Consider the following 15712-nt stretch of genomic DNA (forward strand, 5'->3'; position numbering starts at 1 on the left):
CATGGTGTGGTGGTCCCATGACCGACGCCTTCGTGCCGTGGGTGGTCGCCGGGGGGCTCGCCGTCGTGGTGGTCGTCCTGGTGCTCCTCCTGCAACGCCACCGATCCACCGCCCGCACCGCACTCGAGGCCGCCGAGCGGGCCCGCCGCGACGAACTCGCGCGCCGTGAGTCGGAGCACCGCGAGGCGACCGCCCGCGTCGAGGCGGACCGCGACCGGCAGGTCGCCGCGGCGGACGCGGAACGGCGCGACGCCCGGACCGAGGCCGAGCAGAGCCGCGCGCTCGCCCGCACGGGCATGCAGTGGGAAGAGGCATCGGAGCAGTCGATCCTGCGGGCCTGCCGGGGTGCGGGCGTCAACGGCGTGCTGATGACCAACGTCGTCTTCATGCCCGTCGGCGAGACGGAGACGGGCTCGCAACGGCGGTTCGTCGCGCAGGCGGACCACGTGCTCGTGTCGGACTCCGGCCGGGGCCTGGTCATCGAGAGCAAGCGCTGGGGCGGCATCGTGTTCGACGGCCGCAAGCCGAGCGCGGTGCACCCGGCGTTCCGGAACCTGGTCGACGAGTCGTCGCTCGTGCCGCCGTTCGCCGTGCAGGTGCAGAGCCGGAAGGTGCTCAACCACGAGGAAGAGGCCGAGAACTGGTGGCGCGTCCGGGTGCAGGCGAAGGGGGCGTCCCCCGCGCAGCAGGTCCGGACGCAGGCCCGGCGGCTCGCGAAGTTCGTCGACGAGCACCTGGGCACCGCCCGCACGTGGTTCGACACGTGCGTCTACTACTCGTCGCCGTCGGCCACCGCGTTCGTGCAGTCGGAGGACCGCAGCGGCACCGTGACGACCCGGGTCGTGACGAACGACCACGAGCTGCAGTCCGCGCTCGCGGCCTGGGCCGCGAAGGACTCGGTGCCGAACCGCGCCCGGGCGGACGCCGTGGTCCGGGTCCTCGCCGGGCAGGGTGCGCACGCGGTCACGGTCGGGTCGTACCGGCTGCCCGAGTGACGGCGTCGCCGACCGGGCGGACGAGCCGCCTCGGCGACGCCGCCCGCGTCGGTTGGTCTAACTGACCGCCCGCAGCGCGTCCGCGACCGTCGCCAGCGCGGCGTCGATCTCGTCCGCGACCCGCTCGTGCGTGGCCTCGGAGCGGCGGTAGGGGTCGTCCACGTCGTCGTCGGCGGGATCGGCGGGCGGCGGCACGACCCCGCGGAGCCGGGCGACCCGGTCGACGAGGTCCTGCGGGGACTGCACGTCTGCCAGGTCACCGGGTTCCAGCCCGTCGAGCACCCGGGCGAACTGCTTGATCGTGAACGTCCGACGCGAGGCCCGGGGTGCGAGCGACACGACGGCCGCCCGGTGCGAGCGCTCGGCGGTGAGGACGAGGTCCGCAGCCTCGACGATCTCGGCGGTCAGGTACCGGGACCGGTGCGCTGACGGGTCACCCCCGAGCCGACGGGACTGCGCCGCTGCCGTCTCGTCCATGGCGGCGCCGTCGTCGGCGATGGTCCCCGCGGACTCCACGACGAAGCCGGACGCAGCCCCGGACTCGGACGCAGCCATGGACTCGGACGCAGCCCCGGACCCGACCGCCGCCGATGTGCCGGGCGTCAGCCGGGCCTCCAGGACCTGCGCGCCCAGCGGCGACCGACAGATGTTGCCGCTGCAGACGAACAGGACGCGCATCAGGCCCCGCGCTCGCCGAGCAGGTCGTGGCGGACGACGATGGCGTCGCGGCCCGGGCCGACGCCGATCGCGGAGATCCGCGCGCCGGACATGGCCTCGACCGCGAGCACGTAGTCCTGCGCGTTCTTCGGCAGGTCCTCGAACTCGCGGACGCCGGTGATGTCCTCGGTCCAGCCCGGGAAGTCCTGGTAGACGGGCTTCGCGTGGTGGAAGTCCGACTGCGAGACCGGGACCTCGTCGACTCGCTGGCCGTCGACCTCGTAGGCGACGCAGACGGGGATCGTCTCGAGCCCGGTCAGCACGTCGAGCTTGGTGAGCACGAAGTCGGTCACGCCGTTGATGCGCGCCGTGTAGCGGGCGATCGGGGCGTCGTACCAGCCGCAGCGGCGCGGTCGACCCGTGGTGGTGCCGAACTCGAAGCCGTTGGCGCGGAGGAACTCGCCCGACTCGTCGAACAGCTCGGTCGGGAACGGGCCGGCGCCGACGCGGGTCGTGTACGCCTTGACGATGCCGATGATGCGCTCGAGCTTGCCCGGGCCGATGCCGGAGCCGGTCGCGGCGCCGCCGGCCGTCGCGGACGAGGACGTCACGAACGGGTAGGTGCCGTGGTCGACGTCGAGCATGGTGGCCTGGCCGGCCTCGAACAGGACGGTCTCGCCGCGCTCGAGCGCTCGGTGGATCTCGAGGGCCGTGTCCGCGACCATCGGACGCAGGCGGTCGGCGAAGGACAGCAGCGACTCGACGACCTCTTCGGCGTCGATGGCGCGGCGGTTGAAGACCTTCACGAGCAGGTGGTTCTTCTGGTCGAGTGCCGCCTCGACCTTCTGCCGCAGGATGTTCTCGTCGAAGATGTCCTGGATCCGGATGCCGACGCGGTTGATCTTGTCCGCGTAGGTCGGGCCGATGCCGCGACCGGTGGTGCCGATCTGGCGCTTGCCGAGGAAGCGCTCCGTCACCTTGTCGATGGTGCGGTGGTAGTGCGTGATGACGTGGGCGTTCGCGGAGACGCGGAGCTTCGACACGTCGACGCCGCGGGCCTTGAGTGCGTCGAGCTCCTGGAACAGGACCTCGAGGTCGACGACGACGCCGTTGCCGATGACCGGGGTGACACCGGGCGTGAGGATGCCGGAGGGCAGCAGGTGCAGCGCGTACTTCTCGCCGCCGACGACGACCGTGTGGCCGGCGTTGTTGCCGCCGTTGAACTTCACGACGTAGTCGATGCGGCTGCCGAGGAGGTCGGTGGCCTTCCCCTTGCCCTCGTCGCCCCACTGGGCGCCGATGATGACTGCTGCGGGCATCTGGTTCTCCTCACGTTGGCGGAGGACCTCACACGGCGTCGGGCCGGTGGTCCACCCGAGTCTATCGGACGTCCATCTCCGCGTCGGGGCCCCTGACCCACTCCGACCCCAGAACGGGGGACAATTCGTTCCGAGTCGGAACGATCGCCCGGTTCCGACGTAGTGTTCGGAGCGCGTCGTTCACCTGACGATGCCTCGGGGTTTCCCGCCCCGTCCTCCCGGTGCCACACCCGTGCGGCATCAACCGGCGCTCGTCCGAGCCCCGGTGCCCGATCGCCGTGCCACCTGCCGCACGGAGAGAGCAGTTCAACGATGAACACGTCCTTCTGGACCAAGAAGGCCATGGCCCTGCCGGTCTGCGCCGCCATCGTCGTCGGCGGCGTCGCCCTCGTCGCCACCCCCGCCAACGCCGACCCGGCCGACCTCAAGGTCACCAGCCAGACCGTCACCGGCGGCGTGCTGACCCTCACGGGTCTCGGCACCCCCGGCGAGAACGTGATCCTGCAGAAGGGCTTCCCGGCGGAGCGCTTCGTGATCGCCGCCGACGGCACCTGGAAGATCACCTACACGCTCCCCGACACCGCGGCGCACACCTACGAGCTCGACCAGCAGAACGGTCTGAACTCCGACGGCAGCACCACGATCACCGTCGCCGCGCAGCCTGGCTTCGCCATCACGAGCCACACGGTCTCCGGCCGCACGATCACGGCGTCCGGCACCGGCACCCCCGGCAACACGGTGCAGATCGACCCGCAGTCGGCCCCCATCGCCCGCACGCGCATCGACGCGGCCGGCAACTGGTCCTTCACGTACGAGATCCCCGCGAGCGCCGGCACCACCCCGGTGACGTACAACGTGCTCGAGGAGAACAACAACCTGCAGATCCAGGCGCAGGGCAGCTTCACCGCCGCCGCCGAGGCAGCGACCCCGGCCGAGCAGTTCTCGCTGACGACCCCGAAGAACGGCACGACCGTCGGCTCGCGCACCGTCACCTTCACGGGTACCGGCACCCCGGGCGACCTCGTCAACACCCTGAACGCCGCGGGCGACCGCGTCGCGCCGCAGGTGCTCGTCGCGGCTGACGGATCGTGGACCACCACGGGCACCTTCGCCGACGACGCCCCCGTCGTGCAGAACCTCTCCGTCAACCAGGTCGGTGGCGGCCAGGGTCAGGGGACCGTGTCCTTCACGATCACCCTCCCGGCAGCGGAGACCGCCCCGGTCGCCACGCCCCTGACGCTCGTCACCCCGACCGACGGTTCCAAGGTCGCGTCGCGCACCGTGACGTACTCGGGCAAGGGCACCCCCGGCGACGCGATCGCCGTGGTCAGCGCCGACGGTGACGTCGTCGCCCCGGCCACCATCGTGGCGGCGGACGGCTCGTGGACCACCACGGGCACGTTCTCCGACTCGGCGGCGACCACGCAGGACCTGACGGTCGGCGAGGTCGACGCCGACCTCACCGTCGTCGACTCGATCGACTTCTCGATCACCCTGCCCGCCGTCGCGACGGGCACCGCGCCGGTCACCGGCACCACGCCCGGCACCGGCACCGCGCCGACCACGGGCACCCGTCCCGCCGGCACCCTCCCGGTCGTCGCAGGCTAGTCACACCAGATCCGCAGACGGGGGCACGACCATCGGTCGTGCTCCCGTTCGCGTTCCACCGGAGGAACCACCGCATGCCCCGCACCCGCACCGTCCGGGTGGCGAGCACCACGCTCGCCGCCGCGCTCCTGCTCACCCTCGGGCTGACCGCCTGCACCGCGCAGAGCACCACGACGAGCACGAAGCCGACGACGTCCCGGAGCGCGACCCCGACCCCGACCGCTGACCCGTACCGGTCGCCGAGCGCCGCGGTCGTCTCGACCCTGCCCGAAGCGCAGTACGCCGCCGTCATCGGCGGGCTGCTCCCCTACTACGACGCCACGATCCCGAAGACCGCTGACGAGTCCTACACGATCAGCGCCGACGCGCCCCTGTACGGCGACGACCGCACGAAGCCGGTCGCTCGCCTGGCGGCGAAGAACTTCCTGGGCGACCCGACGGTGGTCGTCCCCGTCCAGGTGTCCGGCGCGTGGGCGATGGTGATGACGCCGGCGCGGCAGGCGCTCCCGTCCGCGGTGAAGTCCGGCGCCGCCGCGCAGAGTGCCGCGTGGATCCGCCGCGACCTGCTGACGAAGAAGACGGCGCTGGCGGACCACGTCGTGATCTCCGTCGGCAAGCAGACGGTCGCCATCGTCGGGACGGACGGCACGACCGTCAAGGAGTTCCCGGCGGGCGTCGGCGCGGGCGGCACCCCGACCCCGACGGGCGTGATCGGGTACATCCAGGCCCGCTACCTCGACCCGGCGCAGAACCAGACGGTGCACCCCATCCAGCTGACGACGCTGCACTCGTCCGCCGCGGACGAACCGTACGGCGGGCACGACGGCGGCCTGATCGGCGTGCACTACGAGTCCGTCGCGCGTGGTGCCGTCTCGCACGGGTGCGTCCGCCTCGACGGAGACGCCGTGGACGCGGTCAACGCCCTGCCCCTCGGCACGGTCGTGCAGATCGTCGCGTAGCGCACCGACGTCGTCCGACGCTGGACCCGTACTCGGGACCCGGCGAGCAGCGTGGGTGGTCCAGACCCACGACGACAAGGAGCACCACATGAGTGACCTCGGTGACAAGGCGAAGGACTTCGCGAACAGCGACAAGGGCGAGAAGGCGACGGACGCCGGTCTCGACAAGGCCTCGGACGCGGCCGACAAGGCCACCGGTGGTGGCCACGGCGACCAGATCGACAAGGCTGCGGAAGCCGCCGACGACAAGATCGGTCACTGACCGCCACGACGGTCGGAACGACGGACGGGAGGCCCGGTGCCAGCTGGCACCGGGCCTCCCGTCCGTCGTCATCCCGGATCCGGGGCGAACCGCTCGACGTCACGCCGGAGACCCCACCTGGCCACGGACCGCAAGCGGGCCCGGCGCGCGGTCCGGCCTGCGCGGTCCAGCCGACCGGGAACGAGCCCGAGCAGCGTCACCGCGAGCAGTTCGGCGCGCTGCAGGAGTGCGACCCGCCGGGCGCGATGGAGCGTGGTGACGCGGATCGCGCCGTCGGCGCGGGCGGCCTCGACCACCGGGTGGAACGAGGCCTCGGAAGCCGAGCGGGCGTGTTCGATCCGCGCGGTCGGGACGAGCAGGGTGGGGATGCCAGCCGCATGGGCTCGGCGGGACAGGTCCGCGTCCTCGCAGTACATGAAGAACCGCTCGTCGAACGGTCCGAGCAACCGGAGCAGGGCGGTGTCGGCGAAGAGTGCTCCGCCGCTGACCTTCTCGACCGGGACGGGCCCGCTCGCTGCTGGGTCCAGCGCCCATCGCGCGCGCTTGCGGAGCCGCTCCACGGAGAAGTCCCAGTCGACGTAGGCGTCGATCTCGACCTCGCCCGCGCGGCTCATCAGGCCGACCATGAGGGCGGTTCGATGCTGCTCGCCGGCCGAGACGAACCCCGCGAGCGCGTCGTCGGCGAGGGCGGCGTCCGGGTTGAGCACGAGGACCCACCGGGCGGTCGCTTCGCGGACACCCCGGTTGACGGCCCTGCCGAACCCGACGTTCCCACCGGCGTCGACCACGCGGCAGTGGATGCTGCTCGGGACCAGCTCGACCGGGACCGTCCCGCCGTTGTCGACGATGACGAGGTGGACGCGCAGTCCGGCGGCCGTTGCTGCCCGGTCGATCGAGGTCAGGCACCGAGCCAGCAGTGCACGATCCGAGTGGAAGTGCACGAGGACGATGTCGACGTCGGGGACGACGGGCAGAGCTGATCGCATCGTGCGATCGTACCATCTGGTATTTCAGATGTCGATGCTGGAGACGGAGCGACGGGAGGCCCGGTGCCAGTTGGCACCGGGCCTCCCGTCGTCCTCATCCGCGGTCCGCGACCCGAACGCGTCCGCGGTGCCCTCCCTGGTTCAGACCCGGAAGAAGTCGGCGTAGCTGGGGTCCCCCACCGGCTGGTTGTGGCCGGGTTCCGCGAGGCGTTCTGCGACCATCGCCTGGATGACGTCCGGCGGCGTGAGCCCGCGGCGACGCCACTCGAGCGGGTTCTGCCGGAGCTGCATCAGGGGGTTCGTCGCTGCCATGGCTCCACCGTGCCACGCGATCACTAGTTTGTCTAACTACCTGTCCGGGAGCCGCACTGGGGCCGCGTTCTCGTGCGGCGTTCTCGTGCCGCACGAGAACGAAGGAGCAGAAATCGTCGAGCCCGGACCTGCGACCCGACGATTCCTGCTCCCTCGAAGTGGCTGACTAGCGCTTGGCCATCGGCGCGGTCGGCGCGGAGGTCGCCGTGCCGTCCTGGTACCCCGTCGCCGATGCCGTCACGCGGACCTGGAAGCGGTGTCCCGCGTCCGAGGAGCCGAGCTTGTACGTCTTCTCGTCGGCACCCTCGACGGCCACACCGTCACGGAGCCACTGGAAGGCGTACGTGACACCGCGGGCGTTCCAGTCGCCGGGCTTGGCGGTCAGCTTCTTGCCGACCGTCGGCGTGCCCGACACGGTCACCGCGCTGCCCTCACGGAGCGCCAGGACCGGTGCCGCGACCGAGGCCGACAGCACGTCCGCCTGGTCGCCGACCGCGTTGTGCAGGTGCAGCAGCAGGATGCGCGGCGTCGTCGTGCTGTCCGCGGCACGGGTCACCTGGAGCGACCCGGCGTCGGAGAACAGCACACCGGCGGTGCCGCCCTGGGCGAAGGTGAGCCCGGGAGCGGACGGGTCGAACGTGGCCGTGGAGGTCTCGTCGACCACCGCGGAGCCGCTCGTCGCCTGGGCCGGTGCGTACGCCGACTCGGTGAGCACCGAGTAGTCGAACGCCCCGGTGACGCCGATCGCCTGCTGCGAGACGGTCAGCACCTTCACCGCGCTGTCGAACGTGTTGACGTCCTGGCCGGGCGCCCCTCCGTTCAGCGGCTGCGCGTCGAGCGTCTCCCCCGTGGCGAGGTCGATCGTCGTCGCGAGGGTGGCGTCCACCGCTGCCGACTTCGCGTCGTACACCAGGTAGTCCGGCGTGCCGTCGCGGTCCGTGTCGATGAGCACCTCGACGTTGGTCACGGCGCCCGGGTTGGCGTCAGGACCAGCCGTCTGCACACCGAACGCCAGCGTGCCGTCAGCCGCGCTCGCACCGAAGGTGCGCACGTCGGCCGCCTGCAGCGACTGCTTCGCCGAGCCGTCCGGGAACGACTCCTGCGGGTCGGTGCCGCCGAGGACGAACGGGGCCACGAGGGCTCCGTTCACTCCGCGACCGGCGAGCGCCAGGTCCGCCGTGGACGACGTCGCCGCGAAGGTGACGTCCGAGCCGTGCACCGCACTGACCGCCTTCGGGGCCGCGTAGGTCGCGAGGCGCAGCGGGTTGTACCGCTTCTCGGTCGGCGTGAAGGTCACGAGACCGGTGGCCGCTGCGACGAATTCGCGCTGGTAACCCTGCTGGACCGACTCCTGGGTGGGGTCGATCGTGCGGGTCAGCTTGGTCGGGTCGGCGATCGTCATCGTCAGGGTGACGGTGGCGGTGCCGTGCGGGACGACCGTGACGCGGGGCTTGTCGATCGAGAACGCGACGCCGCCCTGGGCGACGCGGGACTCGTAGGCCACGTCGTACGTGTGTGGTCGGCCGTCGGTGTTCTTGATCTGCAGCGTGCGCTTCTCGGTGGTCGGCGAGGCGACCTCGACGACGCCGAACGACGCCGTGACGAGCTGGTCGTTCTCGACGCTCCGCACCGTGGTGCCGGCGGTGACCGCCTGGAGCGCGTCGACGCGGCCGGTGCCCTGGCGGAGCAGGGTGGCGGTGCCGTCACCGTCGCGGACGTCGTGCGTCGCCGTGTTCATCAGCGTCGCCTTGACGTCGGGAGCCGACCACGTCGGGTGGGACTCGAACGTGAGCGCGGCGATGCCGGCCACGTCCGGGGTCGCCATCGAGGTGCCGCTCATCGACATGCGGCCGTCACCGGTGCCGTTGGCCGCGGAGATCACGTTGACCCCGGGGCCGGCGATGTCCGGCTTGACGATGTCGTCGAACGACCCGTGGACACCACGGCTGGTGAACTGCGCGAGCGTGTTCACCGCGTCGGCGTCGGTCGCGAGCTGGAAGCCCTTGAGCTCGTCGGCGAACTGCACGTGCAGGGTCCCGGCCTGGGCAGCGGCCTGGAGGTTCGCCGCGCTGTCCTTGGTCAGCTCGGCACCCGGGATGGTCGTGTTCCCCGCGATGCCGCTGTCGAAGGTGTTGATCGTCCCGGCGAGCAGGACGCCGACACCGCCGGCGGCCTGGACGTTGGTGAAGCGGACACCGGAACCGCACTCGAGGGCGCCGTCCGTCCACTTCAGCCAGACGACCTTGCCCGCGATGGCTGCGGCGTCAGCGGCGCTGAAGGCCGTGCAACCGTCGACGTTGCTGGTCGGGACGACGACGTCACCCTCGACCGGCAGCGTGCCCTGGTAGTTCTGCGAGTACTGCGCGGCGTAGGTCTTCGCGACGTCCGCCGGGGCGGTCGCACGGACACCGTCGAACAGGCTCTGGCCGGTGGCGCTCGCGGCGACCGTCAGGGCGCCCTCCGCGTTGCCCGGCGAACCACCGATGTCGGTGAAGTCGTCGGCGTTGCCCGAGGCGATGACCGGCAGGACACCGCGTGCGGTGAGCGCGTCGATCTTCGCGTTGTCGGGGTCGTCCGGTGCGCCGTAGTCGGAGCCGAGCGACAGGTTGAGGACGTTGATGTCCTTGCCCTCGGTCAGCGCCTGGCCCACCCAGTCGAGCGCCGCACCCGTGACGTCGGTCGAACCGCCGGCGTCACCGAACACCTTGAGGGCGTAGAGGCCGGCCTCGGGCGCGGTGCCCGGACCGATCCACATGTCCTGCACCTGCTGCGTGGTGAGCTTCTTGTAGCTCCCGGTGAAGGTCGTCTTGTCGGCGGCCAGCCCGTAGCCGGCGATGGTGCCGGAGACGTGGGTGCCGTGGTCGCCGCCCTTGCCGTCGATGGGGTTCTCGTCCGGCTGCGGGGTCGGGTCGTACGCGGGGCTCGACGGGTCGGCGTTGTACGTGGGGCCGGCGAAGTCGTGGCCACCGAGGAACTTGTCGGCGTCGAACCAGCTGGGGTCCGGCGCACTCGTGCTCGCCAGCGCCGCGTCGTAGGCCGCCGTGGTGCCGGGGCCACCGAAGTCGGCCTGCGTGTAGTCGAGGCCGGTGTCGAGCACGGCGACGTTGACGCCCTTGCCCGTGTGGCCGGTCTGCTGCCAGGCGTCGAGCGAGCGCGTGTAGATGTCGCTCGCCGCGTTCTTCGGGGTGACGCCGTCGACGCCGGGCTTGACCGCGTCGGGGTCCACGCCGCTCGGGGTGGCGCCGGCGGGCTCGCTGCTGGTCGGGTCGACGATCTTCTTCGGCGTCAGCGGGATGACGCTGGCGACGTCGGAGCGCTCGGCGATCTCCTTGAGCGCCGACACGTCCGCGACCACGGCGACACCGGGGACGGTGTACTCGGTCGCGTAGAGCTCGGTCGCGTCATCGTCGGCCTGCTGCACCGCGGCGCGCACCTTCGCGACCGTCGAGGTGACCGCGGACAGCCGCTGCTTCGCGGCCGCCGACGGGGTCTTCGAGCGGGTGAGGTCGCCGCCCTTGGCCTTGGCGTCGACCGCCAGGACACCCTCGCCGGTGGTCCGGACGAAGGCGGCGACGGTCTTCTGCGGCTTGGCGTCCCGCAGCGGCGCCGCGAGCTTGAGGTCGGCGGCCGAGAGGCCCGCGGGTGCGGCGGACGCCGTCCCGCCGAGGGCCAGGCCGCCGCAGGTCAGCGCGCCGGCCGCGGCGAGCGCGACCGCGATCCTGCTGATGCTGCGTCGTCTGGGGTCTGATGGAGTGGGTTGGCGCACGTGTTGCTCCGTCCGGAATGCTGGGGGAATTCCCCTGAAGCTATGTGTCTCCTCTCAGGGCAGGGAGTCGGCACTTTGGGGGACGGCACCCGAACGGGGCACGCGGAACCGTTAACTTGCACAGGTGTGTGCACGTTATTACGATGTCCACATGACCGGATCCGAGACCCCTCCGCGCGCACCCCGCCGCGACGCCACCGAGAACCGGGCGGCCCTGATCGACGCCGCGAAGACAGCACTCCAGCGGGATCCGGACGCATCGCTCGAGACGATCGCGGCCGACGCCGGGCTCTCGCGCCGTGCGGTCTACGGACACTTCCCCTCGCGCGACGACCTCGTCCGGGCCGTCGTGACCGCGGGTGCCGCCCGGATCCTCGCCGCGATGCCGACCACGACCGACCTCGGGGAACTCCCCCCGGCAGCGCGCATCGCGGCCATCGCCGTCACCCTCTGGTCCGAGGTCTCCCATGTCCGGTCGATGGCGCGCATCGCCGTGCGGGACCCGTTCGGCGCCTCCGTCGCCGAGGTCTTCGCGCCGCTGCGGGCCCAGGTGCGCGAGGCCTGCGCGCTCGGCATCGCCGACGGCTCGATGCGCTCGGACGTGGACGCGGCCACACTCGGACGCCTGGTCGAGGGCGCGTGCATCGCGGTGCTCGACGAGGCCACCCGCTCCGGCACGTCGGACGAGGACGGCCGCCGCATGGTGGTCGTCTCGGCCCTCGGCATGGCGGGCATCGACTGGCGCACGGCGATGCTCACCGGACCCGTCAGCTCCGTCAGCTCCGCCCGCTCCGTCCCCGAGGAGTCAGCATGACCACCATCGAGATCGACCACGCCGGCATCGGCGACGAACCGGGCGCACCCCTGCCCGTCGTCTCCGCCGTCGCCGGCCCGCACCGCCCGGGCATCCTGGCCGTGGAGACCGAGCAGGCCCCGGTGCTCGCGTCGCTCGTCGCCGGCGGGCGGATGCAGCCCGACAGCGGCCGGGTGCTCCTCGACGGACACGAGGACGCCGCGGCACTCCGTCGCGCGGTGGCCCTCGTCGACACCCCGGGCATCGCCGAGCCCTTCCCGGTGATGACGCTCCGCCGCATCGTGCGCGAGGAGCTGGCGTTCGCCGAGCGCCGCCCCTCCCGCGAGCACGTCGACACCGTGCTCGACGAACTCGGCATGTCCGCGTACGCCGACACCCACGTGCAGCGCGTGCCCACCGACGTGCGGGTCCGGCTCCTCAGCGAGCTCGCCCTGCTCCGCGAGGGCGTGACGGCCCTGGTCATCACGTCGCCGGAGCGCCACGGCGGTGTCGTGGCCGACTGGTTCGCCGTCGTCCGTGACGTGGCGGCACGCGGCGTGACCGTCGTGCTCGTCACCTCGAAGGCCGCGGCCGAGACGGCAGCGCAGCTCCTGGCGACCATCCCCGTGCCGGCCGAGCCGAGCCTCCCGTCCGATCCTGTCCCTGACCCTGACGCAACCGCAGCAACCGCTCCCCTGGAGACCCGCTCGTGACCACCACCTCGCTCGTCCGCGCCGAACTCGCGCGACTCACCGCGACCCCGCTCGCACGCCTGGCGTTCATCGCGCTCATGGTCGTGCCGCTGCTGTACGGCGGCGCCTACCTCTGGGCCAACCGCGACCCCTACGCCAAGCTCGACCAGGTCCCGGCGGCGATCGTCGACCAGGACGCCGGCGCGACGCTCGACGGCCACACCGTGGACTACGGCAAGGACGTCGCGAAGCGTGCGATCGACGGCGGCGACTTCAAGTGGGAGCGGGCCTCGGCGGCCGAGGCACGCTCCGGCGTGCGCAACGGCACCTACGACTTCGTCGTGACGATCCCGCACGACTTCTCCGAGTCGCTCGTGTCGGCGCAGTCCGACGACCCGAAGCGCGCCCGACTCGTGATGACGACGGCGGACACGAACTCCTACCTCGCCTCCACGATCGCGGAGCAGGCCGGCAAGACCATGCGCACCGCGGTGGCCGAACAGGTCGGCAGGCAGGCGGCGAAGACCCTGCTCGTCGGGCTCGCCGACGTGCGGGACAGCCTCGGCGACGCGGTCGACGGCGCCGGGACGCTCGCGTCGGGTGCGGCCTCCGCGTCGAACGGCGCGGACCAGCTGGCAGCGGGGACGTCGCAGCTCCGGGACGGCGCGGCACAGCTCGCGTCGGGCACGAAGGCGCTGCCGGCGCAGACCACCAAGCTGAACGACGGCGCGCAGCAGGTCGCGACCGGGGCGGCGTCGCTGTCCTCCGGGCTGTCGACGCTGCAGGAGCAGACGGCGTCCCTGCCCGCGCAGACGAGCCAGCTCGACACCGGGGCGAAGCAGCTCCAGTCCGGGCTGCACCAGCTGCGCGACCAGACCGCGAGCCTGCCGGAAGACTCCGCGACGCTCGCGCAGGGAGCGACCCGCGTCGCCGACGGCAACGCGCGGCTGGCTGACGACGCCGCACCGTTCATCGCCGGCGTCCAGCAGGTCGCGAAGGACTCCCCCGCGCTGGCGGCACAGCTGCGTCCCCTCGTCGAGGCCTCGGCGCTGCCTGCTGACCAGAAGACGGCGCTGCTCGCCACGCTCGACCAGTTCGCCACGTCGGGCCAGCAGCTCGGGACGGGTGCGACGGCACTCTCCGGCAGCCTCGGCGCGCTCCAGACGGGCAGCGCGCAGGTGGCCGCAGGGGCGTCACAGCTCGCGACCCAGGCCCCGGCGCTGACCTCCGGCGTGCAGCGGCTCTCCGACGGCTCGGACTCCCTGGCCGCGGGCACCGGGAAGCTCGCCGCAGCGGCACCCGCCCTGTCGAACGGCATCGGGACGGCGGCCTCGGGAGCGTCGACGCTGTCGAACGGGGCCGCGCAGGTCGCCTCGGGCACGTCGACGCTCGCGGCCTCGGCACCGACGCTGACGAACGGCGCCCAGTCGCTCGCGACGGGGACGGCCACGGCGGACGACGGCGCGAAGTCGCTCGCGACCGGGCTGCACGCGCTGAAGTCCGGGTCGTCGACGCTGGCGGACTCGCTCGATCAGGGGCGGACGAAGATCCCGGCGTCGACCGCGTCCCAGCGCGCGTCGCAGGCGTCGGTCATCTCCGACCCGGTGCGGGTCGGCGACGACAACGTGGCGGCGGCTGACAACTACGGCGCCGGCCTGGCCCCGTTCTTCATCTCGCTCGCGGCGTGGATCGGCATGTACGCGCTGTTCCTCATCCTCCGACCGATCTCGAAGCGTGCGATCACCGCGGTGCGGAAGCCGCTGCGGATCGTCCTCGGCGGGTGGCTCACGCCCGTGGTGCTCGGTGTCGTGCAGATGGTGGCGCTGTTCTTCATCGTGCGGTTCGCCCTCGACCTCGGCGTGCAGTGGCCCGCGGCGACGATCGGCGTGATGGTGCTGGCCTCGGCGACGTTCGCGGCGATCCTGATGGCGCTCAACGTGCTGCTCGGGTCCGTCGGGCAGTTCCTCGGCCTCGTGCTCATGCTCGTGCAGCTCGTCACGGCCGGTGGCACGTTCCCGTGGCAGACCCTGCCCGGGCCGTTGGCAGCGCTCCACTTCGCCCTGCCGATGTCGTACTCCGTCGACGCCCTGCGCCAGACGATGTACGGCGGGTCGACCGGTGCGGTGTGGTCCGACGCGGGCGTGCTGGCGTGCTGGATGCTCGGGGCGCTGCTCGTCACATACGTGGTGGCCGCTCGCCAGGGTCGCTCCCGCACGCTGCGCGACCTGCGCCCGAGCCTGATCGGGTAGCGGGCGCGGGCAGCGAGGCGCGCGGGTTGGTCGCGCGCTCGTCAGGGACGGGGGCGGCCGAGGGGGTCGACGGCCATGGAGCCGCCGAGCCAGCGGGTGTCCTCGTCGGGGAGCGCGTCGACCTCGTCGGCGTCGAGGACCGTCCGCGCGTCGTCGACGGGGTGGAAGCCGATCGCCTCCCCCGCGGCGAAGTCGGCCGGCGTGCCGCTGTTCCGCGACAGCGCCCACACGACGTGGTGGCCGGGCTCGGTGAGGTCGACCGTCGCGAGCACGAGCCGTGCGAGGTCGTCGGCCGACGTCCACATCAACAGGGCCCGGCGCGACGATGGTCGTTCCCCGAAGGCACCGATCCGGGCGGAGACGATCGACATGCCGAAGCGGTCGGCGAACAGGCTGCCGAGGAGCTCCATGCCCGCCTTCGTGACGCCGTAGTAGCAGTCCGGCCGCGGGAGCCGGTCACCCGGGACGCTCCCGGCGGGGACGTCCTCCTCGACGCGACCGACCGCGTGGATGGAACTCGCCTGCACCACGCGGAGGACGCCGTTCTCGCCCGCGCGTTCCAGCACGTTCTTCGTCCCAGTGAGGTTCGCCGTGACGAGGGCGTCCCAGTCGGTCTCGGACGGGATGCCGGCCAGGTGGACGATCGTGTCCACACCGACGAGTGCGTTCTCCAGGGCGTCGGGGTCGTTCACCGACCCGAGCACCAGCCGTTCCCCCGCCACGACCGGGTCGTCGGGTGTCCGCTCGTCGAGCAGCACGAGGTCGTGTCCAGCGGCACGGAGCCGAGGGCGCAGGGCCGTCCCGATCCGCCCGGCCGCACCGGTGATGAGCAGCGTCGCCATGCCGCGGAGGCTACGCGGACCTCCCGAAGAGCGCCGCCAGGTGTCCCAGTGTCACCAGGTGTGCCAGTGCCGCCGGGTGTGCCCGTGCCGCCAGGTGCGCCAGGGCCGAGGAGGCATCCCGAAGCCGTCCTCGCCCCGCCCGATGACGGATCCGGTTCCGGGAACACGGGGAAGGAGCGCCGGATCCGTCGACGCCGCGGACGAAGTCCGTCGTGCAGCGAGGCCGCGCGACGCCCCGCGCCGCACGGCCCCCACACGTTCCCGTGGAGCCC

Annotated in this window: 13 protein-coding genes; 7 read left to right on the top strand and 6 right to left on the bottom strand. The window is 72.2% G+C overall.

Features of this window, described 5'->3' with window-relative positions:
- Nucleotides 1–17 precede the first annotated feature (17 nt).
- Nucleotides 18–995 carry a hypothetical protein gene (locus OXR63_RS14435; RefSeq protein WP_267424384.1) on the top strand — a complete coding sequence of 326 codons (978 nt, stop codon included), beginning with the start codon at nt 18–20 and terminating at the stop codon, nt 993–995.
- Between the two features lie 57 nt (nt 996–1052).
- Here OXR63_RS14435 and OXR63_RS14440 read toward each other — a convergent pair whose 3' ends face one another.
- Together OXR63_RS14440 and OXR63_RS14445 are read right to left on the bottom strand one after the other, a co-directional pair.
- A complete protein-coding gene (locus OXR63_RS14440; protein WP_267424385.1) occupies nt 1053–1673 on the bottom strand; it encodes an arsenate reductase/protein-tyrosine-phosphatase family protein in 621 nt (206 codons plus the stop codon).
- On the bottom strand, nt 1673–2971 hold the full coding sequence (locus OXR63_RS14445) for an adenylosuccinate synthase (protein ID WP_194627786.1): 1299 nt from the start codon (nt 2969–2971) through the stop codon (nt 1673–1675). Before OXR63_RS14445 ends, OXR63_RS14440 begins: the two co-directional genes overlap by 1 nt.
- 312 nt (nt 2972–3283) lie before the next feature.
- On the opposite strand from OXR63_RS14445, the gene OXR63_RS14450 reads away from it, so the two are divergent.
- From OXR63_RS14450 to OXR63_RS14460, 3 genes are all read left to right on the top strand, one after another.
- Complete coding sequence (locus tag OXR63_RS14450) at nt 3284–4579, top strand: hypothetical protein (RefSeq protein WP_267424386.1); 1296 nt, start codon at nt 3284–3286, stop codon at nt 4577–4579.
- 74 nt (nt 4580–4653) lie between these two features.
- Nucleotides 4654–5538, top strand: coding sequence for a L,D-transpeptidase (locus tag OXR63_RS14455; RefSeq protein WP_267424388.1), 885 nt, complete (start codon nt 4654–4656; stop codon nt 5536–5538).
- Nucleotides 5539–5626: 88 nt separating this feature from the next.
- Nucleotides 5627–5800 carry an antitoxin gene (locus tag OXR63_RS14460; RefSeq protein WP_267424389.1) on the top strand — a complete coding sequence of 58 codons (174 nt, stop codon included), beginning with the start codon at nt 5627–5629 and terminating at the stop codon, nt 5798–5800.
- Between the two features lie 68 nt (nt 5801–5868).
- On the opposite strand, the gene OXR63_RS14465 is transcribed toward OXR63_RS14460, so the two are convergent.
- From OXR63_RS14465 to OXR63_RS14475, 3 genes are all read right to left on the bottom strand, one after another.
- Nucleotides 5869–6786 (bottom strand): glycosyltransferase, encoded by a 918-nt coding sequence (locus tag OXR63_RS14465; RefSeq protein WP_267424391.1) that lies wholly within the window; start codon nt 6784–6786, stop codon nt 5869–5871.
- 141 nt (nt 6787–6927) lie between these two features.
- Nucleotides 6928–7098: a hypothetical protein gene (locus OXR63_RS14470; protein WP_267424393.1), complete on the bottom strand. Its 171-nt coding sequence runs from the start codon at nt 7096–7098 to the stop codon at nt 6928–6930.
- 166 nt (nt 7099–7264) lie between these two features.
- Entirely contained in the window at nt 7265–10864 is a 3600-nt protein-coding gene (locus OXR63_RS14475) for a S8 family peptidase (RefSeq protein ID WP_267424395.1), read from the bottom strand.
- Nucleotides 10865–11015: 151 nt separating this feature from the next.
- Here OXR63_RS14475 and OXR63_RS14480 point away from each other — a divergent pair, with 151 nt between their 5' ends.
- The 3 genes from OXR63_RS14480 to OXR63_RS18470 are packed head-to-tail and all read left to right on the top strand — an operon-like array spanning nt 11016 to nt 14598.
- On the top strand, nt 11016–11678 hold the full coding sequence (locus OXR63_RS14480) for a TetR/AcrR family transcriptional regulator (RefSeq protein WP_267424397.1): 663 nt from the start codon (nt 11016–11018) through the stop codon (nt 11676–11678).
- Entirely contained in the window at nt 11675–12370 is a 696-nt protein-coding gene (locus tag OXR63_RS14485) for a hypothetical protein (protein ID WP_267424399.1), read from the top strand. The genes OXR63_RS14480 and OXR63_RS14485 overlap by 4 nt, the downstream gene beginning before the upstream one ends.
- Nucleotides 12367–14598, top strand: coding sequence for a YhgE/Pip domain-containing protein (locus OXR63_RS18470; protein WP_267424400.1), 2232 nt, complete (start codon nt 12367–12369; stop codon nt 14596–14598). The genes OXR63_RS14485 and OXR63_RS18470 overlap by 4 nt, the downstream gene beginning before the upstream one ends.
- A 41-nt stretch (nt 14599–14639) precedes the next feature.
- Here OXR63_RS18470 and OXR63_RS14495 read toward each other — a convergent pair whose 3' ends face one another.
- Entirely contained in the window at nt 14640–15440 is an 801-nt protein-coding gene (locus OXR63_RS14495) for an NAD-dependent epimerase/dehydratase family protein (protein WP_267424402.1), read from the bottom strand.
- Between the last annotated feature and the right edge of the window lie 272 nt (nt 15441–15712).

Origin of the sequence: Curtobacterium sp. GC_Cur_3, assembly GCF_026544205.1 — a bacterium.
Taxonomy (GTDB): Bacteria; Actinomycetota; Actinomycetes; order Actinomycetales; family Microbacteriaceae; genus Curtobacterium.